Here is a 20,405-nt window from a genome sequence, read left to right as displayed (position 1 = left end):
CCCGGGTCGCCGGGCGCAAGAATGGGAGCGCGAATTGGCATTCACACGTAGATCTTTCATGAAGGGCCTCGGGGCCACCGGGGGCGCGGGACTCGCGTACGGCGCGATGTCGACGCTCGGGCTCGCACCGTCGACCGCCGCTCCCGCCCGCGCGTTCCAGCCGCTCGCGGCCGGCGACCTGATCGGGAAGGTGAAGGGCAGCCACTCCGTGGTCGTGCTCGGCGGCGGCCCCGCCGGCCTGTGTTCGGCGTTCGAACTGCAGAAGGCCGGATACACGGTGACGGTCCTCGAAGCTCGCACCCGGCCCGGTGGCCGCGTCTGGACCGCCCGGGGCGGTACCGAGGAGACCGACCTGAACGGCGAGACGCAGAAATGCACGTTCTCGGAGGGGCACTTCTACAACGTCGGCGCCACCCGCATCCCGCAGAGCCACATCACGCTCGACTACTGCCGCGAACTCGGCGTCGAGATCCAGGGTTTCGGAAACCAGAACGCCAACACGTTCGTGAACTATCAGAGCGACACGTCGCTGTCGGGCCAGTCCGTCACGTACCGGGCCGCGAAGGCCGACACGTTCGGCTACATGTCGGAGCTGCTGAAGAAGGCCACCGATCAGGGCGCCTTGGACCAGGTGCTGAGCCGGGAGGACAAGGACGCGCTGTCGGAGTTCCTCAGCGACTTCGGGGACCTGTCCGACGACGGACGCTACCTCGGATCCTCCCGTCGCGGATACGATTCCGAGCCCGGGGCCGGCCTGAACTTCGGCACCGAGAAGAAGCCGTTCGCGATGCAGGAAGTGATCCGCAGCGGCATCGGCCGCAACTTCAGCTTCGACTTCGGCTACGACCAGGCGATGATGATGTTCACCCCGGTCGGCGGCATGGACCGGATCTACTACGCGTTCCAGGACCGGATCGGCACCGACAACATCGTCTTCGGCGCCGAGGTGACGTCGATGAAGAACGTGTCCGAGGGCGTCACCGTCGAATACACCGCCGGCGGCGCGAAGAAGTCGATCACCGCCGACTACGCGATCTGCACCATCCCGCCGCACCTCATCGGACGACTGCAGAACAATCTGCCCGCCGACGTGCTCACCGCGCTGAAGGCGGCCAAGCCGTCGTCGTCCGGAAAGCTCGGCATCGAGTACTCGCGCCGGTGGTGGGAGACGGAGGACCGCATCTACGGCGGCGCATCCAACACCGACAAGGACATCTCGCAGATCATGTTCCCGTACGACCACTACAACTCCGACCGGGGCGTGGTCGTCGCCTACTACAGCAGCGGCAAGCGTCAGGAAGCGTTCGAGTCCCTCACCCACCGCCAGCGGCTCGCCAAGGCGATCGCGGAGGGCTCGGAGATCCACGGCGAGAAGTACACCCGCGACATCTCCTCGTCGTTCTCAGGCAGCTGGCGGCGCACCAAGTACTCCGAGAGTGCCTGGGCCAACTGGGCGGGCAGCGGCGGCTCGCACGGCGGGGCGGCCACTCCCGAGTACGAGAAGCTGCTCGAACCCGTCGACAAGATCTACTTCGCCGGCGACCACCTGTCCAACGCGATCGCGTGGCAGCACGGCGCCCTGACGTCCGCCCGCGACGTCGTCACCCACCTCCACGAGCGCGTGGCCCAGGAAGCCTGACCTTCCCCTCGAACAAGGAGTTGTGAACTGTGAAGTCTTTTCGTACCAAGGCCGTGACCGCCGCGCTCGCAGCGTCCGCTCTGATCGCCGGGGCGACGTCGTGCTCCTCCGAGGAGGCGGCGGCGGAAGCGCCCGGCAGCACGTTCGTGTCGAAGTCCGTTCTCGAAGCCGGCGAGGCGAATCCGATGATCGCGCAGGGTGTGGCCATCGGTGGCGGCACCGCCGTCTACAAGTCGAGCGGCATCGGCCCGGGCGCGTCCAACAAGGCCGCACCCGAGGGCACCCCCGAGTCGTACATCGACACCGACGTGTTCGCGGGCGGCGCACTCCCGGCCGGAGTCACGATCACCGAAGCGCAGGGAATCAACGCGCTGAAGCGGATTCGCGACAATCTCGAGGCACAGGGGCTGACGCTCGAGGACGTCGTGACCATGCGGGTGTTCCTCGACAACGCCCCCGGCACCGACCGCGCCGACTACGCCGGCTGGAACCGCGCCTACCGGCAGTTCTTTGCGAACACCAACCTCGGCACCGGTGACACCGAACTGGTCCCGCTCGGCACCGCGGAACCGGCCGCGCCGATGGAACGGAACTCCGCGCGTCCCAGCCGGTTCGCGCTCGAGGTCGCGAGCCTGCCCGCCGCGGGCTGGCTCGTCGAGGTCGAGGTGGACGCCGTGTACCCCGACGGTGAGGAGCCCCAGTAGTGGGGGCGCTGAGCCCGAGCCACTGGGCGATCATCGCGGTGGTGCTCGTGGTGCTGTTCGGGTCGAAGAAACTTCCGGACGCCGCCCGCGGCCTGGGCCGCTCGATGCGGATCCTCAAGACCGAGGTGGGGGAGTTGCAGGCGGACGCCCCCGAACCGGAGAAATAGGCGAAGCGAGCCGGTGGACCCCGCGTCCACCGGCTCGCTTCGTTCTTCGGGTGTCAGGCCTTACGCATGTACGTCCGGACCGTCAGCGGTGCCATGATCGCGACGATCACGGCGGCACCGAGCAGCGACCACACGACGTGGACACCGAAGTGGCCGTCGTTGACGAGTTCACGCACCGCGGTCACGACGTGCGACACGGGGTTGACGTTCACGAACGCCTGCATCCAGCCCGGCATCGTGTCGGCGGGCACGAACGCGTTCGACATGAACGTCAGCGGGAACAGGATGAGCATCGAAATGCCCTGCACCGACGACGCTTTGCTCATCAGGACACCCATCAGGGCGAAGATCCAGCTGATCGAGAAGGCGCAGACGATGACGAGCGCGCCGGCCGACACCACCCCGACGACACCGCCGCCGGGCCGGTACCCCATCGCGATACCGACGGCGAACGTGATGGTCGTGGCGATGCCGTACCGCACGACGTCGGCGAGGAGCGCACCGGACAGCGGCGCGATGCGGGCGATCGGCAGGGACTTGAAGCGGTCGAAGACGCCCTTGTCCATGTCTTCCCGCAACTGGGTGCCCGTCACGATCGACGTGGTGATCACCGTCTGGACCAGGATGCCCGGGATGATGATCGGCAGATACGACGCCACGTCGCCGGAGATGGCGCCACCGAAGATGTACGTGAACATCAACGTGAAGATGATCGGCTGGACGACGACGTCGAACAGTTGCTCCGGGTTGTGCTTGATCTTGAGCAGTCCCCGGTACGCCATGGTCAGCGTGTTCGCGACGGACTGCTCGAGGCTGATCCGGTTCCGGGCCTCCGGAATCGGTCGGGGGCCCGCGTGAGTGCGGGATTCGAGGGTGGTGGTCATGCGACGCTCCGTTCGGTGTCGGCCTCGGTGCCGTCTGCGCCGTGGCCGGTGATGGTGAGGAAGACCTCGTCGAGACTCGGCTTCTGGACGGTGATCTCGTCGACGGCGATCCCGTGGTCGCGCAACCGGATCAACAGTTCCACGGTGAGCGACGGATCGGTCACCGGCGCGGTGAGACGGCCGATCTCCGGCGTGATCGCGACCTCCACACCGAGGGTGTGGGCGATCACCGACCGCGCGTCGTCGGTCTGCCCGCGATCGACCAGGGTCAACTGCAGCGAGGAGACGCCCACGGACGCCTTCAACTCGTCGGCCGTGCCGTCCGCGATCACCTTTCCGCGGTCGATGACGGCGATCCGATCGGCCAGCTGATCCGCCTCGTCGAGGTACTGCGTGGTGAGCAGCACCGTCGACCCGTCCGCGACCAGCCTGCGGATGGTGTCCCACATCTGGGCGCGCGTCCGAGGGTCCAGACCCGTCGTCGGCTCGTCGAGGAACAGCAGCGGGGGATGGGCGATCAGACTGGCCGCCAGGTCCAGACGTCGCCGCATGCCGCCCGAGAAATTCTTGAGCGGCTTCGTCGCCGCCTCGGTGAGGTCGAACTCCTCGAGCAGTTCCGTGCACTTGCGGCGGGCATCGCCCCGGCTCAGACCGAGCAACCGGGCGAAGATCACCAGATTTTCGACCGCCGACAGGTCCTCGTCGACGGACGCGTACTGGCCCGTGACACCGACCAGCGAGCGCACCGCGTTGGGTTCGCGCACCACGTCGTGGCCGAAGATGCGGGCCTCGCCGCCGTCCGGACGCAACAGCGTCGCAAGCATCCGCACCGTCGTGGTCTTGCCGGCGCCGTTCGGGCCGAGCACTCCGTACACCGACCCGGTCGGGACGGACAGGCTCACGCCGTCGACGGCGCGCTGACGGCCGAAGAGTTTCACGAGCCCGTCGGCCTCGATGGCTGGGGGAGTTGCAGTGAGGTTCATGCCGTAGACGATGCAGCCCACCCCTTGCAGCGGGCTTGCACGCCTCTTGCACGGGCTTGCGGACGCCGTTGTCCTGCGGATTCAGACACTGGTGGGAATCAGGGCTATTGCGGCGGAATCCGGCGAATGTCTCAGCAAACGTCTGTCAGCGCCGGTGCCCGGCACGCGCGCAAGCCATGTCGAAGCGCGCCTTGACGGCAGCGAAGTCGAACAGGTCGCGCCATGTCCACCGGACGACCTCGTACCCGGCGTCGCGGATCGCGTCCTCCCGGAGCTTCTCGCGGTGGACCGCCACTGCCGCCTGGCCACCGTCGACGCCGTATTTCCCCATACCGTCGAACTCCCCGACCACGCCGAATTCTCTCCAGAAGAAATCGACTCTGCCGAGGAAGACACCGGTGCCGTCGTGGAGGACGTGCTGGAGTTCGGGAGACGGCAGGTCGTGCTGGCGGATCCGGATGCGGCTCAGCGATTCCCCCGGGCTCTCGCTGCGACCGTCGAGGAAACTCGCTGCCCGCCGCGCCGTCGCGATGCCGTTGCGAGGTCCCGCCCGGCCGACCTCGTCCAGAATCTCGTCGAGCGAGACGAGTCGACGGTGCAGCGCCGAATCGCCGATGACGACGGCTTGGTCGAACGTCGAGATGCGTGCGGTGTCGACCACAGTCCGGGCGGGGGAGGTGACCGCCAGCCCGCCCAGGGTGACGACGTCGGACGCGTCCAACGGTGTGGCGTGGACGTGGACTCCCGTGGTTCGGCCACCACCGGAGGCGTGGTTCCTCGTCAGATGCACCCGTTCCAATGGAAGGTCGCCGAGGTCCATGCCGTGCAGCAGTGCCGCAGAGGTGTGGCTCACCACGACGCCGGGTGGGCGCGACTGCAGGGCCGCCGCAATGCGGGCCCGATGCAGCGCAGGCGCATCGAGTGCGGCGAAGTGCTCGTCGGAAACGTACGCACCCGCCGCGATTCGCACGAGACGCCCGGAATCGCGTGCATGCCGGATCTCGGAGTCGGTGAAACCGTCGGCCAAGGCTCTGCGTCGGAAGATCACGTCGTCGCTCATGGCGACATCGTGCCCCACCCCGCAGTGGTGATCGGTTCGCTCACCTGGGATTTCGGCGGAGCCTGTGGATAGAGCTCGACTTGTGGACAACAGCATCCGCGTGGATTTTGGCCAGACGCGCGGAAATTGCGGGCGCATCTGGCCAATGTCTCCGCAGACGGGCGGACCCGCTAGCCGAACCGCGATTCCAGCGCGCGCCGGTCGATCTTCCCCGGACCTCGGAGGGGGAGGGTGTCGACGAGGTGCAGTTCGCGGGGGGCGGCGGTGGGGTCGAGGGTGCGTTCGACGAAGGAGCGGAGTTCGGCGAGTGTCGGTGCGGTGCCGGGCTCGGCGACGACGACGGCGGTGACGCGGCGCCCCAGTCGCTCGTCGGGGAGGCCGATCACCGCGCATTCCCGGACGCCGGGGTGCGCGACGAGAGCCGCTTCGACCACCTGCGGGACGACGGTGAGACCGCCGGTGGAGATGGCTTCGTCGAGCCTGCCGGAGATGCTGAGGACGCCGTCGGTGACGGCGCCGGCATCGTCGGTGCGGAACCAGCCGGGTTCGGCGAACGCGGGATGGTCGGGGAGTCCGCGGTAACCGGACGCGAGCATGGGTCCGCCGAGGAGGACACGGCCGTCACCGTCGATCCGTACGTGGGTCCCGTCGAGGGGCACCCCGTCGTATACGCATCCACCGCACGTCTCGCTCATTCCATACGTACGGACGACGGTGATGCCGGCGTCGGTTGCGCGACGTAGGACGGGGGCGGGGGTGGCGGCTCCGCCGAGGAGGACGGCGTCGAGTGCGGCCAGCGACGCCACGGCGTCGGGGTGGTCGAGGGCCTTGACCAGCTGGGTCGGAACGAGCGAGGTGTAGCGGCGGGGGCCGCTCATCGACGCGACTGCGGCAGGCAGTGAACCGGGGTCGAAGCCGTCGGTCACGTCGATCACCACCGGCTCGGTGCCGGCGAGGACACTGCGCAGCAACACCTGCATGCCCGCGATGTGGTGGGCGGGAAGCGTCAGCAGCCAGGAGCCCGCACCCCCGAGCCGCGCGTGCGTCGCGTCACCGCTCGCGCGGAGTGCGGCCGCGGAGAGCATGGCCCCCTTCGGCACTCCCGTCGTCCCGGACGTCGCGACCACGAGGGCGACACCGTCGTCGATCGGCTCCCCGGGGTGCAGTGCGTCCGTCAGTCGCCGGGTCTCCCGCTCGTCCGCGGCGGGGACGGGCAGCGCGGCGGGGGCGGTTCCGTCGAGGATCGCCGACAGCTGCGGCAGGAGGCCGAGAACCCCGACACCGGACGGGACGGGCAGGACCTGCAGTTCGCTCACTGGGCGGGCCCGGCCAGCGGCCAGCCGCCGGCGGCGAGGTTGCTGCGCACCCGGTCGACGTCCGACTCCAGCGGCAACTCGTCGGTGACCTTGGTGATGAGCACCTGGATGTCGGTCTTCTCGATGGGAATGTCGCCCTCCTCGACGAGGGCGTCGGCGACGGCGTCCACCTCGTCTTCCGACAGCCGGCGGGTGAGCAGCGCGAACAACGGAATGTAGTCCTGCTCGGGTACGCCGTTGGGGTAGCCGGCTCGCAGCCAGCCGATGATGGAGGAGAGAAACGGTGGAAGGCTCATGGCTAGCCTGCGTCGCGGGTTTCTTCCCCGTCGCCGGAACCGTCGCCGCATTCGGCGTCGGGTCCGACCGGCCACCCTCCGGCCTCGAGGTTCTCCGTCACCCGGGCGACGTCCTCTTCGGAGGGTTCCTCGTGGGTGATCTCGCTGATGAGGCGGCGGATGTTGTCGTAGTCGACGTGGCGTTCGGGTGTCTCGTGGGCCGTCTCGATGGACAGCGCGACGACCTGTTCGATTTCCTCGTCGGTGAGACGGCGACGCAGCACGGCCAGCAACGCGAAATGGTCTTTCGCCGGGATTCCCTCGGGGTACCCGGCGCGTAGCCAGTCGAGCACGGAGCGAAGTGAATTCTTGGGCACGCGTTCGGCTTCTTTCGTCGATGGAACGGGACTCGTGGTCGCCGCTCAGAAGATGTGGATACCGAAGCTGCTGGCCAAAAAGCCCTGCATCAAGAGAAGTATCCCAGTGATGATCGCGATCAGCACCACGGCGAAACAGGCCCAGGCGCCGATCCGGCCTGCGACGGTCGGCTGCGAGACTCCTTCACCGGTGTCCGTGCCGCCGAGCGAGCGCAGTCCGAGTGCGAAGATCGCGGGTAGGCCGGCACCGAACAGCAGACCGACGAGGATGACCTGCCAGAGCGAGTTGACGGTGGTGGTGAGCAGTGTCATAGCGAGCCCCTCAGCGGTTCGCGGCGGGACCGGCGGAGTCCGCGGTCTCGGCCACACCCGGTTCGGTGGGTTCGGCGGGAACGTCGGCGTCGCCCGACTCCCACTCGGCGTTTACGTTGCCGGACGTCACCGGCTGCAGGCGGGAGCGGAGGTACATGAACCCGGCGAGCAGGATCAGGGCGGCGAACACGATGAGAACACCGGGCAGACCGCCGATCATGTGGGCGATGACCCAGCACACGGCTCCCACGATCGCCGCGGACGGCAGCGTGACCAGCCACGCGACGGCCATGCGCCCGGCGATGCCCCAGCGGACCTCGGCGCCCTTGCGGCCGAGACCGGTGCCGAGGATGGAACCGGTTGCGACGTGTGTCGTGGACAGCGGCAGTCCGAGGTGGCTGGACGTCAGGATGATGGCGGCGGACGACGACTCCGCGGCCATGCCCTGGGGAGCGGCGATCTCGACGAGTCCCTTGCCGAGCGTGCGAATGATGCGCCAGCCGCCGAGGTAGGTGCCGAGCGCGATGGCGATGGCGCAACTGAGCTTCACCCAGAACGGCATCTCGTCGTCTGCGGACAGGCTTCCGTGCGCGACGAGTGCGAGGAAGATCACGCCCATTGTCTTCTGGGCGTCGTTGGTTCCGTGGGCCAGCGACACCAGGGACGCGGAACCGATCTGGCCGATGCGGAACCCGTGCTCCTTGGTGTCCTCGGGCACGCCGGAGGTAATCCGGTAGACCAGCTTGGTGCCCGCAGTGGCGACCAGTGCTGCGACCACCGGGGCGAGGACGGCGGGAACCACGACCTTGCTGAGCACGCCGCCCCACTCGACACCGCTCATGCCGATGGACGCGATGGCTGCACCGATCAGTCCGCCGAACAGTGCGTGGGACGAGCTCGACGGCAGGCCCAGCAGCCACGTCGCCAGGTTCCAGATGATGCCGCCGACCAGGCCGGCGAACACGATGAGCAGCAGATCCTCGCCGCCCACTTCTCCCAGATTGACCACACCCTTGGCGACTGTCGCCGCCACCTCCACGGACAGGAACGCGCCGACCAGATTCAACGATGCGGAGAGCGCGACAGCGGCCTTGGGTCGCAGAGCTCCCGTCGCGATCGAGGTGGCCATTGCATTGCCGGTGTCGTGAAAGCCGTTCGTGAAATCGAAAGCGAGGGCGGTGACGACCACCACCAGGAGAACTACGAGCTCTGCGGTCACACCCAGATTGTGCGGATTTCAACCGAAAATGTACAGCTGACGTCCGGTGTACAGGATCACTCCTGCGTATGGCCTTCCGTCAGTTCTCACCCTTCGGACGGGAGTCGCGGCGGATGGGGTGATCCTCCGGGATCTGCACCAGAACGATCGGGATTCCGTCGGGGTCCGCGATCCACATCTCGAACAGTCCCCACGGTTCCTGCCGGGCCTCGCGGTCGATCTTCACCCCGGCGAGAACCAGCTCGGTCTGGACCGCGGTGAGGTCGCGAACCTGCAGCCACAGGGCGCCGTCGAAGGAGGACGACTCACCGGTTCCGCCGTGCGCGGCCACTTCGATCAGGCCCTGACCGGCGAAGAACACCGTGCCCCCGGGGTATTCGCGGGCGGTCGCGAGTCCGAGGATGTCGCGGTAGAAGCTCAGCGTCGTCGTGTAGTCGCGCGGCCGCAGAATCGTCCTGCTGCTGAGGATCTCCACCCGTCACCCTCCTTCGCCGGGCCGGGCTTCGTGTCCCGTCCGGCCGTGTGTGCGTCGATCTTCCTTCATCTCCGCCTCGAACAGGTGCCGTCGTCCGTCGGCGAGTTCGTGACGTGCGCCACGTTCGTGCTCGCGCAGCGGCGACCAGTAGTGGTCGTCGAACTCCTCGACGAGCTGGAACGTCCATCGGCCCTCGACGACGTTGCGTCCCACGAGTTCGGACTGCACCCGGTCCGCGACGGCCGCGTGTCCCGCGTCGCGGAGCGCGTCGACGGCTTCGCCGAGCTGAAGGTCGGCGTGTCCGATCAGCTGATGGAACGAGTAGAGGTGCCCGCGGGCACGCTCGACCGTTTCGAGGGCCTCCGACAACTTCCCGAGCGCGGCGACGGTGTCGTCGCTCACTCCGGGCGGACGACGATGTTCCGGTGCGGGGAGCTCGCGGTCGATGCTCATGTGGGTCAGTGTGCCCGAATCGGAGACCTCGCGTGCCCTCTCCTGCCGAGGCGACGAATCCGTCCGCGTATTTCACCCTCCGAGGGTGTACTCGCGCCCGGCCGCCCGGTGCTGGACTGGATCGACAGCATCGGACGACGAGGGGACCGGGCCATGAAATCGAGCGTGACAGGTGAGCCGATACCGGGTGGCGAATCGTTACCGTTCCCGCCGACGCCGTCGGGAAGCATCGCCGGCCGGACCATGCAGGAGTCGGTGTACAGCCCACTTCCGAAGGAGCGGCGGCTCCCCAGCGACGCCCCGAACATTCTGATCGTCCTCATCGACGACGCCGGGCCGGGCCTGCCGAGTGGTCTCGGCGGTGAGGTGAACACCCCGACGCTTGACGCGATGTTGCAGGACGGTGTCGGGTACAACCGATTCCATACGACCGCAATGTGTTCGCCGACCCGGGCGTCGCTGCTGACCGGACGCAACCACCATCGCGTCGGCAACGGGCAGATCGCCGAGCTGGCCAACGACTGGGACGGCTACTCCGGCCACATCCCGAGGTCGAGTGCGACGGGGCCCGAGGTGCTGCGCCACTACGGGTACAGCACTGCCGCTTTCGGGAAATGGCACAACACGCCGGCCGAGGAGACCACGGCCGCCGGCCCGTTCGACAACTGGCCGACGGGTCTCGGGTTCGAGTACTTCTACGGCTTCCTCGCAGGCGAGGCGTCGCAGTACGAGCCGAACCTGGTGCGGAACACGACGGTGGTGCTGCCGCCGAAGACCCCGGAGCAGGGCTACCACCTCAGTGAGGATCTCGCGGACGACGCCATCGGCTGGCTGCGCAGGCACAAGGCGTTCGACGCCGACAAACCGTTCTTCATGTACTGGGCCAGCGGCTGCCTGCACGGACCGCACCACATCATGAAGCCGTGGGCCGACAAGTACGCCGGGAAGTTCGACGACGGCTGGGATGCCTACCGGGAGCGGGTCTTCACGAGGGCGAAGGAGAAGGGCTGGATTCCCCCCGAAGCGGAGCTGACCGACCGCGACCCGACGATGGCCGCATGGGACGACATCCCCGAGGACGAGAAGCCGTTCCAGCGCCGGCTGATGGAGGTCGCGGCCGGGTACGCCGAGCACTGTGACGTCCAGGTGGGCAGGCTGTTCGACGAGCTCGACCGTCTGGGGTACCGGGACGACACGCTGATCCTGTACATCTGGGGCGACAACGGCTCGTCGGGTGAGGGGCAGAACGGCACGATCAGTGAACTGTTGGCGCAGAACGGCATTCCGACCACACCGGCGCAGCACATCGCGGCCCTCGAGGAACTCGGTGGCCTCGACGTCCTGGGGTCGCCGAAGACCGACAACATGTATCACGCGGGCTGGGCGTGGGCGGGCAGCGCACCCTACAAGGGGATGAAGCTGCTGGCGTCCCATCTCGGTGGCACCCGCAACCCGATGGTCGTGCGGTGGCCGGCGAAGGTGACACCGGACCCGACACCCCGCACGCATTTCCTGCACTGCAACGACGTGGTGCCGACGCTGTACGACATCGTCGGGATCACCCCGCCGCGGACGGTGAACGGTGTTCCGCAGGACCCGGTGGACGGCGCCAGCTTCGCGCAGACGCTCGTCGAACCCGGCGCGACAGGGGGAAAGCTCACCCAGTATTTCGAGATCATGGGCAGCCGGGCGATCTACCACGACGGATGGATGGCGTCCGCGTTCGGGCCACGCGCACCCTGGGCGGCGGGTGTGCCGGGCGGCATCCGCGACTGGAGCCCGGACGACGACACGTGGGAGCTCTACAACCTGGACGAGGACTGGACTCAGAATCGGGACCTCGCCGAGCAGCATCCGCAGAAGCTGGCGCAACTGCGGGAACTGTTCGCGATCGAGGCCGCGAAGAACAACGTGCTCCCCGTCGGCGGCGGGCTGTGGGTCATCGCGCTGCATCCCGAGCAGCGGATCACGACGCCGTACACGAGCTGGGAGTTCTCCGGCGACACGATCCGCATGCCCGAGTTCTGCGCTCCCGCGCTGGGCAACAAGAACAACCGGGTCACCCTCGACCTCTCCGCGCCGGAGAATCCGAGCGGAGTGCTCTACGCACTGGGAAGCAACGCCGGCGGACTCACGTGCTTCGTCGACGACGGCTACCTCTGCTACGAGTACAACCTGTTCATCCTGATGCGCACCAAGATTCGTTCGACCGTGCCGATCCCGCCGGGCACCCGCACGGTGCAGGTGGTCACGGAGTTCATCGAGGCGCGGCCCGGTGGCCCGCTGAACGTGAAGCTCTGTGTCGACGGCAGTGTCGTCGGGGAGGGGCAGGTGCCGGTGAGCGTGCCGTTGCTGTTCACAGCCAACGACTGTCTCGACGTCGGCACCTGCCTCGGTTCCCCGGTGTCGCTGGACTACTACGACCGGGCGCCGTTCCCGTTCAACGGCACCATCGACCGCATGGCGGTCGAGTACACGTAGGCGCTCAGAAATACCAGGGATACGGCTTCCAGTCGGGTTCGCGCTTTTCGAGGAAGGAATCACGGCCCTCGACGGCCTCGTCCGTCATGTACGCCATGCGGGTTGCCTCGCCGGCGAACAGTTGCTGACCGACGAGTCCGTCGTCCTGCAGGTTGAACGCGTACTTGAGCATGCGCTGGGCCTGCGGGGACTTGCCGTTGATCTTGGTGGCCCAGTCGATTGCCACATCCTCGAGTTCGGCGTGGTCGACGACCTTGTTGACGGCGCCCATCTGGTGCATCTCCTCCGCGGTGTACGTCTCACCGAGGAAGAAGATCTCGCGGGCGAACTTCTGGCCGACCATCTTGGCGAGGTAGGCGCTGCCGTATCCACCGTCGAAGCTGCCGACGTCGGCGTCGGTCTGCTTGAAACGGGCGTGTTCGCGGCTGGCGAGGGTCAGGTCGCAGACCACGTGGAGGCTGTGACCGCCGCCCGCGGCCCAGCCGTTGACGAGGCAGATGACGACCTTCGGCATGAACCGGATCAGGCGCTGAACCTCGAGGATGTGGAGACGTCCGGCGCGGGCCTTGTCGACGGTGTCCGCGGTTTCGCCTTCCGCATACTGGTATCCGCTGCGTCCGCGGATGCGCTGGTCGCCGCCGGAGCAGAACGCCCAGCCCTCGTCCTTGGGGCTCGGACCGTTGCCGGTGAGCAGCACGGCGCCCACGTCGGACGTCATCCGGGCGTGGTCGAGCGCCTGGTACAACTCGTCGACGGTGTGCGGGCGGAACGCGTTGCGCACTTCGGGACGGTCGAACGCCACCCGGACGATTCCCTGGGTGACATGCCGGTGGTAGGTGATGTCGGTCAGGTTCTCGAAACCGGGAACCGGTCGCCAGTGCTGCGGGTTGAAAGTCACGGCTCCGAGGTTATCGGGTGCGGTTGACGGGTGTCCGCGCGCGCAGGACTTTGCCCGGGTTTACCGTGCAGGTATGAGCGAACAGGCTGCCGACGTCACCCGTCTCGACGGCAAGGGCGACGACGAGTACGAGCACCACGGCGGGTTCCCCAAATACGAGCCGGTGACACCCGGCCCGGACTGGCCGCGGTTCGTCGAGGGAATGCGCACGTTGCAGGACCTCGCGGTATCGGTCGACGCCCCGGACGACGTGCTCGCGCAGGCCGCGGACCAGGTGGAGAAGCTGGCCGAACTGCTCGGACCGCACGTCGTCCCCGAGGGGCGGTCGCCGGCGGGCCGCACGATCGAGTTGCCGGGCCGGGGGAGTCTCCTCATGCCGCCGTGGAACATCGAGAAGTTCGGGCCCGAGGGCGTGCGTAGTGCGGGCATGTTCCGGCGCTACCACCTCGGTGGCAACGGTGCCGCGCACGGCGGCACGCTGCCGCTGCTGTTCGACGACCTGATGGGCATGATCGTCCACGCGTACGGGCGGCCCATCAGCCGCACCGCCTACCTGCATGTGAACTACCGCGCGATCACACCGCTCGACACGCGTCTGACCGTCGAGGGCAGCGTCGACCGCGTGGAGGGGCGCAAGACGTTCATCACCGCACGGTTGATGCAGGACGACACGTTGCTCGCCGACTGCGAGGCCCTGATGCTCCAGTTGCTGCCCGGGCAGCCCTGACGTCGTGACGTCCCTGCCCTCCGTGGAGGAGGTCCTGGCCGATGCCGTCGTGGTGAGTCTGCCCATGCGCCTGCGGTTCCGCGGCATCACGACGCGAGAAGCGTTGCTGTTGCGCGGTCCCGCGGGGTGGGGTGAGTTCGCGCCGTTCCCCGAGTACGCGGACGACGAGGCGGCGCACTGGTTGCAGTCGGCGATCGAGGACGCCTGGCTCGGGCCGCCGCCCGCGGTGCGAACGCGGGTGCCGATCAACGCCACCGTCCCTGCCGTCGACGCCGCCCGGGTGCCCGCCGTGCTCGAGCGTTACCCCGGCGCGCGGACCGCGAAAGTGAAAGTGGCCGAACGTGGTCAGACCCTCGACGACGACGTCGCGCGGGTGCGGGCGGTCCGCGCACTCGTTCCGAACGTGCGCGTCGACGCGAACGGGGGATGGTCGGTCGACGAGGCCGAGGCCGCGCTGCGGGCCCTGACCGTCGACGGTCCGCTCGAATACGCCGAGCAGCCGTGCGCGAGCGTGCCCGAGCTGGTGGAGGTCCGCAGGCGGATGCCCGACGTGCGGGTGGCCGCCGACGAGAGCATCCGGCGCGCCGAGGATCCGCTGAAGGTCGTGCGGGCGGGCGGTGCCGACGTGGCCGTCGTGAAGGTCGCTCCGCTCGGGGGAATGCGGCGGCTGCTGTCGCTCGCGGACGAGTTGTCTTCGTACGGTGTGCCGGTGGTCGTGTCGAGTGCGTTGGACACCGCGGTCGGCATCGCCGCCGGTGTCGCCGCTGCCGCCGCCCTCCCCGAATTGCAGTTTGCGTGCGGTCTGGGTACCGGGGGCCTCTTCGAGGCGGACGTGGCCCGCCCCCGCGAACCCGTCGACGGCGAACTCACCGTCGAAGCGGTGGCACCCGACGTCGAACGCGTCACGGCCCTCGCCGCGTCCGCGGAGCGTTCGCGCTGGTGGATCGAGCGGGCACGCCGGTGCCATGGCCTGCTCGAACAACGCGGAGTCCGGTTTTTCGTATAGTGTCTGGCCGGACCTGATCGCTCAGTCAATACGGAGGCATTGAAAGTGGTTGCAGCTCTGAACGAAACCCTGCTCGACGAGTCGCGCGTTCCTGCGGTCATCGCAGACGTCCAGGCTCTCATCGACGCGGAGGTTTCGGACAAGTCGGGGGCCTCGGGACTGGCACTCAAGGGTGGATACGGCGCCGTCAAGAAGGTGGGACCGTCGATCGTGCCGGACGCCATCGAGGGCCTGCTGCCGGCATTCGTCACCAAGCTCGAGCCGTACTGGCAGGCCTTCATCGCCAGTGGTGAGGCCGGATTCTCCGAGTACCTGGTCGCGCGTAGCGACGAGGTCGCGGACTCGCTCCTCGGTGTGACCGACGAGCGCATCGAGGGCAGCGACCGCGGTGCTGTCAAGAAGGTGTACTCGTCGCTGCGTCCGTCGGCGAAGAAGAATGTGATCGAGGCACTTCCGCGTCTGGGCGCCCTCGTTCAGAAGCACGCCAATTGAGAACCCAGGTGAGTGGCCCGGCGCGCTCCGGCGTGCCGTGCCACTCACCTGTGGTCAGTTGGCAGCGTGGCCGTGGCGCCAGTACCCGGTGAACGAGATGTTCGCCTTCGGGATGTGGCGCTCGTTCACGAGGTGGCGTCGCAACGCCGTCGTCAGCTCGCTCTCACCGGCCACGAACGTGTAGGACGGCCCGGTCGGCAACTCCGACTGTTTCACGGTGTCGAGCGCGAGCACTCCCGGACGGGCATCGGCGTCCTCGCGCACCAGCCAGTGCACGTTCACGCCGTCACCCACCGAAACTTCCTGAGCGTCTTCGGCATCGGGAATCTCGACGAAGACTTCGGCCCGCAGGTCCCGCGGTGCCGATCGCAGGATCCCGACGATGGCGGGAAGCGCGCTCTCGTCACCGACCAGCAGCTGCCACTCGGCGTCCGGCGTCGGGTTGTAGATCAGCCCCTCGTCGAGGATCGCCACCTCGTCACCGGCCGCGGCCGAGTTCGCCCACGCCGACGCGGGACCGAGGTCGCCGTGCGAGGCGAAGTCGATGTCGATCTCGGTGCTGTCGCCGAACGTTCCCGATCCCGCCACCCGGATCTCGCGGATCGTGTAGTTGCGCACGACCGGCCGGGTGTCCTTGGACATCAGCTTGTACTGCGCGTACCAGAGGTTGCTCGCGCTGGTCGGAAGCCGCAGCGTGCTCTGTCCCCGCTGGGGGATGAACATCCGGAACCACTGGTCGAACCCCATCGGGCTGACGGAGTCGAGTTCCTCGCCCGCGATGGTGACGCGGACGAAGTTCGGGCTGATCTGCTTGCCCGCGACGACGCGTGCGGACGCGATCCGGCGACTCTGAGGTTTCACGAACTTGCTGCGTTGAGCCATGGCGTCGGCTTCTCCCCCGGTATCGGTGCGATTTGTCAGGTAAGCCTAACCAATCGATCGGTTATGCGGGGCGACGCGGTCGGTCGAGCATCACGACCTTCGGCGGCAGACCCCACTCGTTGCGGCCGAGGCGGCTGAGAGGGGCGAGTTCCCGGAAGTCCGGAAGTCCGTCGTCGGCGAGCGCCTCGGGCCGCACCGCGACCGTGACGACGTCGCCCATCACCACGAACGAATCACCGACAGGTATGACCTGGTGCAGGGTGCACTCGATGGCGACCGGCGAACCCGCGACCCGGGCGGGACGGACCCGCTCGCTGGGTTCGGTGTCGATGCCCAGCGCGGCGAACTCGTCGACCTCGCTGTCGAACGTGGCGGAGCTGGCGTTCACCGTCGAGATCAGCGGCTCGGTCGCCACGTTGATCACGAACTCTCCCGTCGCCTCGATGTTGCGGAGACTGTCCTTGCGGGTCACCGAGGTGAACTGCACCACCGGCGGGTGGGTGCTGGACACCGAGAAGAAGCTGTACGGGGCCAGGTTGGCCACCCCGTCCGCCGAGACGGTGGACACCCACGCGATCGGCCGGGGCACGATCGAGGCGGTCAGCACCTGATACATGCGGTGTGGGGGAAGCTTGGCGGGATCGAAGAGAGTGCGCATGCGTTCATGGTGTCAGCGCCCGCGATGTGGCCGTGAACTCACCCGGCGAGGTCGCCGGACGGGGTTGCCGGAGTATCTGACACTCTTGATGTCGTGAACCCGTCCACTGCACAAGCCACCGCGGTCGTCGACGAACTGGTCCGCGGGGGAGTACGCGAGGTCGTGCTCTGCCCGGGTTCGCGCAACGCGCCGTTGGCGTTCGCCCTGCAGGCCGCCGATCTCGAGGGCCGGTTGCGTCTGCACATGCGCATCGACGAACGCACCGCGGGATTCCTCGCGCTCGGCCTCGCTGTGGCCGGTAAGCGCCCCGTCCCGATCGTCATGACGTCCGGCACCGCGGTCGCCAATCTCGGACCCGCGGTCCTCGAGGCGAACTACGCCCGGGTGCCGCTCGTGGTGCTCAGCGCCAACCGCCCGTACGAGATGCTCGGCACGGGCGCCAACCAGACCATCGAGCAACTCGGACTGTTCGGCAGCCAGGTGCGCGCGACCATCAGCCTGGGCCTGGCCGAGGACGATGCTGGGCAGAACAGCCAGTGGCGTTCGGCGGTGTGCCGGGTCCTCGCCGCAGCGCGCGGCACGAGGTCGGGCAACGCCGGTCCCGTGCACTTCGACATCCCGCTCCGGGAACCGCTCGTTCCCGACGTCCACGCGCAGGGCCCGGTCCCGCAGGGACGACCGGGTGGGGCGGCGTGGACCACCACCCAGCACGCGACGCTCGACGTGCCGATGGACCTCGACCTCACCCCCGACACCATCGTGATCTCCGGGCACGGGTCCGCGCTGCGGCCGGAACTCGCCGGACTTCCGACGGTCGCCGAGCCGACCGCGCCGCTGCACGGCATCCCGGTGCATCCGATGGCGTTGCCGCAGCTCAAACCGCGGCAGGCCGTCATCACCGGGCGCCCCACCCTCCACCGGTCCGTGTCGAAGGTCCTCGCCGATCCGTCGGTTGCCGTCTACGCGCTCACCACCGGCCCCCGCTGGCCCGACGTGTCCGGCAACGTGCTGGCCACCGGCACCCGCGCGGTCGTGTCCGGTGAACCCGACCGGGCCTGGATCAATCGGTGCCGCACGCTGTCCGAGCACACCGACAAGGCGGTGCGCGCGCAGCTCGCTGCGCACCCGAAGGCGACGGGACTGCACGTGGCGGCCGCCGTCATGGACGCCCTGGCCGACGGTGACCAGTTGCTGCTCGGGGCGTCGAACCCCGTGCGGGACGCCGCGCTCGTCAGCTATCCGGCGCCGAAGATCCGGGTGCTGTCCAACCGGGGTGTCGCCGGCATCGACGGCACCGTGTCCGCCGCGGTCGGGGCGGCCCTGGCCTACGAGGAGGGGCGGACGGTGGCCCTGCTGGGCGACCTCACGTTCCTGCACGACGCGTCCGGGCTGCTCATCGGTTCGGGCGAACCGCGTCCCCGGGACCTGACCATCGTGGTCGCGAACGACGACGGTGGCGGCATCTTCGAACTGCTCGAACAGGGCGATCCCCAGTATGCCGGGGTATTCGAGCGGGTTTTCGGCACTCCGCACGGGATGGATCTCGCCGCACTCTGCGCTGCCTACCGGGTGGAGCATCACCTGGTGGGGTTGGGTGAGCTCTCGACACGGCTGAGTGCGCCGGAGGCGCCCGGCGACCGCGGCATCCGGGTGCTCGAGGTGACCACCGAACGTTCCGGGCTGCGCGAACTGCACGCCGCGGTGCGGGCACAACTGTGAATGCGCGGGTGTCGCGGCGCGTCCGGCGGGGGGTGCTGGTGACGGCGATCGGCATCTCGGTCCTCGCCGTGCTTCTCGTGCTGGCCGCCTGGCGCAACGACCACACCATCCAATCCGACCGGGGCGTGGCCACGGCGGAGGTGCTGTCGGCGGGATCGCTGAGGTCCGCCATCAGCTTCGTCACGCCCGACGGGGTGACGCACAACCCCGAACTGGGCGTGTTGTACCCGACCAAGCTCACGGTGGGGCAGCGGATCGACGTCGAGTACGCGCGCAGCGACCCTGACCTGGTGCGGGTGTCCGGGCGCGACGCCAGCGTGGCCGTCGTCCCCGCCGGTTCGCTGATCGTCGTGACCTGGCTGATCGCGGGACCGGTGATCTGGTACCTGCGGCGGCGGGAGAGTTCGGCGGAGGCCCAGCCGACAGTGTCATCCTGAGTTTCCCGGAACTTCGCGCGACGGTCACGTCGATCTCGCTGCTGTGACCACGAGCACTGCCACGCTGAGCGCGTGAGAGTAGCCATCGTCGCGGAATCGTTTCTTCCCAACATGAACGGTGTGACCAACTCGGTGCTGCGGGTTCTCGACCATTTGCAGCGCACCGGACACCAGGCGATGGTCGTCGCCCCGGACACGGTCGGATCGCAGACGTCCGCGCCGACCGAACACGGCGGCGTACCCGTCTACCGGGTGCCTGCGGTGATGGTGCCGAAGGTCAGTTCGCTCCCGGTGGGCCTGCCGCAGCCCGGGCTCACCGCCGCGCTGCGGGCGTTCGACCCCGACGTCGTGCATCTGGCGTCGCCGTTCCTCCTCGGGGCGGGCGGGCTCGGTGCGGCGCACCGGCTCGACGTTCCCACCGTCGCGGTGTACCAGACGGACGTGGCGGGTTTCGCCGAGAGCTACGGCCTCGGCATCACCAGCCGTGCGGCGTGGGCCTGGACCCGTCGCATCCACCGGGGCTGCACCCGCACCCTCGCGCCGTCCACGTCGGCGGTCGAGGCGCTCGCCGAGCAGCGGATTCCGAGGGTCCACCGCTGGGCCCGCGGCGTGGAGACCGCTCGATTCGCGCCGTCGCGTCGCAGCACCGGTCTGCGGGACTCCTGGCTGGGCGGCTCGGATCGGCTGGTCGTCGGATTCGTGGGCAGGCTCGCACCCGAGAAACACGTCGAGCGGCTGGCCGCAGTCGCCGGCGACCAGCGGGTGCGGCTGGTGATCGTCGGCGACGGTCCGGAACGGGCGCGCCTGCAGAGGTTGATGCCCGATGCGGTGTTCACCGGCCAGCTCGGCGGTGTGGAGCTGGCCGAGGCCTATGCGAGCCTGGACGTCTTCGTCCACCCGGGCGAGCACGAGACGTTCTGCCAGGCGGTGCAGGAGGCGTTGTCCAGCGGGGTGCCGGTGATCGGACCGGATGCCGGTGGTCCGCGCGATCTGGTCGCGCACTGCCGCAACGGCTACCTGCTTCCGGTCGACCGGTTCGGCGAACTGCTGCCGAGCGCCCTCGAGGCGCTGCGCGACCGCCGCATGCGGGCCCGCTTCGGGGAGGCCGCCCGGCAGTCGGTGCTGCACCGCACGTGGCCTGCGATCTGCGACGAGCTGCTGGGTCACTACGCGGCGGTTGTGGGCGGGCAGGACTTTCGCGAGTCCCGGGCGGCCTGACCACCGCATCGATTCCGGTGGGG

Annotated in this window: 23 protein-coding genes; 10 read left to right on the top strand and 13 right to left on the bottom strand. The window is 68.4% G+C overall.

What is annotated here, in order from left to right:
* The first annotated feature begins 58 nt into the window (after positions 1–58).
* From ACLIVD_RS28925 to tatA, 3 genes are read left to right on the top strand one after another with little or no spacing between them, the layout of a single operon-like run.
* Positions 59–1,639, top strand: a complete 1,581-nt coding sequence (locus tag ACLIVD_RS28925) for a flavin monoamine oxidase family protein (RefSeq protein WP_477953467.1) — start codon at positions 59–61, stop codon at positions 1,637–1,639.
* Positions 1,640–1,668: 29 nt separating this feature from the next.
* Positions 1,669–2,343, top strand: coding sequence for a Rid family hydrolase (locus ACLIVD_RS28920; RefSeq protein WP_283331036.1), 675 nt, complete (start codon positions 1,669–1,671; stop codon positions 2,341–2,343).
* Positions 2,343–2,510, top strand: a complete 168-nt coding sequence (gene tatA / locus ACLIVD_RS28915) for a Sec-independent protein translocase subunit TatA (protein ID WP_012688899.1) — start codon at positions 2,343–2,345, stop codon at positions 2,508–2,510. The genes ACLIVD_RS28920 and tatA overlap by 1 nt, the downstream gene beginning before the upstream one ends.
* Positions 2,511–2,563: 53 nt before the next feature.
* Here tatA and ACLIVD_RS28910 read toward each other — a convergent pair whose 3' ends face one another.
* The 10 genes from ACLIVD_RS28910 to ACLIVD_RS28865 form a co-directional block, all read right to left on the bottom strand.
* Positions 2,564–3,394 carry an ABC transporter permease gene (locus ACLIVD_RS28910; protein ID WP_280779908.1) on the bottom strand — a complete coding sequence of 277 codons (831 nt, stop codon included), beginning with the start codon at positions 3,392–3,394 and terminating at the stop codon, positions 2,564–2,566.
* Positions 3,391–4,377 (bottom strand): ATP-binding cassette domain-containing protein, encoded by a 987-nt coding sequence (locus tag ACLIVD_RS28905; protein WP_491931048.1) that lies wholly within the window; start codon positions 4,375–4,377, stop codon positions 3,391–3,393. Before ACLIVD_RS28905 ends, ACLIVD_RS28910 begins: the two co-directional genes overlap by 4 nt.
* A gap of 145 nt (positions 4,378–4,522) precedes the next feature.
* Positions 4,523–5,437, bottom strand: coding sequence for a hypothetical protein (locus tag ACLIVD_RS28900; protein WP_491931047.1), 915 nt, complete (start codon positions 5,435–5,437; stop codon positions 4,523–4,525).
* Positions 5,438–5,607: 170 nt separating this feature from the next.
* Positions 5,608–6,753, bottom strand: coding sequence for an o-succinylbenzoate--CoA ligase (menE, locus tag ACLIVD_RS28895; protein WP_491931046.1), 1,146 nt, complete (start codon positions 6,751–6,753; stop codon positions 5,608–5,610).
* A complete protein-coding gene (locus ACLIVD_RS28890) occupies positions 6,750–7,049 on the bottom strand; it encodes a DUF3349 domain-containing protein (RefSeq protein WP_009474690.1) in 300 nt (99 codons plus the stop codon). Before ACLIVD_RS28890 ends, menE begins: the two co-directional genes overlap by 4 nt.
* A 2-nt stretch (positions 7,050–7,051) precedes the next feature.
* The gene (locus tag ACLIVD_RS28885; RefSeq protein WP_105415925.1) at positions 7,052–7,405 is read right to left on the bottom strand and encodes a DUF3349 domain-containing protein; all 354 of its coding nucleotides are present in this window, start codon (positions 7,403–7,405) and stop codon (positions 7,052–7,054) included.
* Positions 7,406–7,450: 45 nt separating this feature from the next.
* A complete protein-coding gene (locus ACLIVD_RS28880; protein ID WP_105415923.1) occupies positions 7,451–7,717 on the bottom strand; it encodes a hypothetical protein in 267 nt (88 codons plus the stop codon).
* A gap of 10 nt (positions 7,718–7,727) precedes the next feature.
* Positions 7,728–8,936, bottom strand: coding sequence for an inorganic phosphate transporter (locus ACLIVD_RS28875; RefSeq protein ID WP_280779913.1), 1,209 nt, complete (start codon positions 8,934–8,936; stop codon positions 7,728–7,730).
* A 79-nt stretch (positions 8,937–9,015) separates the two neighbouring features.
* Positions 9,016–9,411, bottom strand: coding sequence for a VOC family protein (locus ACLIVD_RS28870; RefSeq protein ID WP_280779914.1), 396 nt, complete (start codon positions 9,409–9,411; stop codon positions 9,016–9,018).
* Between the two features lie 3 nt (positions 9,412–9,414).
* On the bottom strand, positions 9,415–9,864 hold the full coding sequence (locus tag ACLIVD_RS28865) for a hypothetical protein (RefSeq protein WP_037233459.1): 450 nt from the start codon (positions 9,862–9,864) through the stop codon (positions 9,415–9,417).
* 153 nt (positions 9,865–10,017) lie between these two features.
* Between ACLIVD_RS28865 and ACLIVD_RS28860 the strand changes: the two genes are divergently transcribed.
* Positions 10,018–12,345, top strand: coding sequence for an arylsulfatase (locus ACLIVD_RS28860; RefSeq protein ID WP_491931045.1), 2,328 nt, complete (start codon positions 10,018–10,020; stop codon positions 12,343–12,345).
* Between the two features lie 4 nt (positions 12,346–12,349).
* Here the strand turns inward: ACLIVD_RS28860 and ACLIVD_RS28855 are convergent, their stop codons facing one another.
* Entirely contained in the window at positions 12,350–13,243 is an 894-nt protein-coding gene (locus ACLIVD_RS28855; protein WP_005252069.1) for a 1,4-dihydroxy-2-naphthoyl-CoA synthase, read from the bottom strand.
* Between the two features lie 73 nt (positions 13,244–13,316).
* On the opposite strand from ACLIVD_RS28855, the gene ACLIVD_RS28850 reads away from it, so the two are divergent.
* From ACLIVD_RS28850 to ACLIVD_RS28840, 3 genes are read left to right on the top strand one after another with little or no spacing between them, the layout of a single operon-like run.
* The gene (locus tag ACLIVD_RS28850) at positions 13,317–13,970 is read left to right on the top strand and encodes a PaaI family thioesterase (RefSeq protein ID WP_005258299.1); all 654 of its coding nucleotides are present in this window, start codon (positions 13,317–13,319) and stop codon (positions 13,968–13,970) included.
* Positions 13,971–13,974: 4 nt separating this feature from the next.
* Positions 13,975–14,976, top strand: coding sequence for an o-succinylbenzoate synthase (locus ACLIVD_RS28845; protein WP_283331044.1), 1,002 nt, complete (start codon positions 13,975–13,977; stop codon positions 14,974–14,976).
* Positions 14,977–15,021: 45 nt separating this feature from the next.
* Positions 15,022–15,468 (top strand): DUF6918 family protein, encoded by a 447-nt coding sequence (locus ACLIVD_RS28840; protein WP_283331045.1) that lies wholly within the window; start codon positions 15,022–15,024, stop codon positions 15,466–15,468.
* A 54-nt stretch (positions 15,469–15,522) separates the two neighbouring features.
* Here ACLIVD_RS28840 and ACLIVD_RS28835 read toward each other — a convergent pair whose 3' ends face one another.
* Positions 15,523–16,350 carry a siderophore-interacting protein gene (locus ACLIVD_RS28835; RefSeq protein WP_283331047.1) on the bottom strand — a complete coding sequence of 276 codons (828 nt, stop codon included), beginning with the start codon at positions 16,348–16,350 and terminating at the stop codon, positions 15,523–15,525.
* Positions 16,351–16,411: 61 nt separating this feature from the next.
* Positions 16,412–17,008: a flavin reductase family protein gene (locus ACLIVD_RS28830; protein WP_283331049.1), complete on the bottom strand. Its 597-nt coding sequence runs from the start codon at positions 17,006–17,008 to the stop codon at positions 16,412–16,414.
* Positions 17,009–17,101: 93 nt separating this feature from the next.
* Between ACLIVD_RS28830 and menD the strand changes: the two genes are divergently transcribed.
* The 3 genes from menD (at position 17,102) to ACLIVD_RS28815 (ending at position 20,382) form a co-directional block, all read left to right on the top strand.
* Positions 17,102–18,727: a 2-succinyl-5-enolpyruvyl-6-hydroxy-3-cyclohexene-1-carboxylic-acid synthase gene (gene menD / locus ACLIVD_RS28825; protein WP_280779919.1), complete on the top strand. Its 1,626-nt coding sequence runs from the start codon at positions 17,102–17,104 to the stop codon at positions 18,725–18,727.
* Positions 18,724–19,164, top strand: coding sequence for a DUF3592 domain-containing protein (locus ACLIVD_RS28820; RefSeq protein ID WP_283331051.1), 441 nt, complete (start codon positions 18,724–18,726; stop codon positions 19,162–19,164). The genes menD and ACLIVD_RS28820 overlap by 4 nt, the downstream gene beginning before the upstream one ends.
* A 72-nt stretch (positions 19,165–19,236) precedes the next feature.
* The gene (locus ACLIVD_RS28815; protein WP_491931044.1) at positions 19,237–20,382 is read left to right on the top strand and encodes a glycosyltransferase family 4 protein; all 1,146 of its coding nucleotides are present in this window, start codon (positions 19,237–19,239) and stop codon (positions 20,380–20,382) included.
* Positions 20,383–20,405 lie beyond the last annotated feature (23 nt).

The organism is Rhodococcus sp. G6(2025) (assembly GCF_058628105.1).
This window is presented reverse-complemented; position numbering and strand designations above follow the sequence as displayed.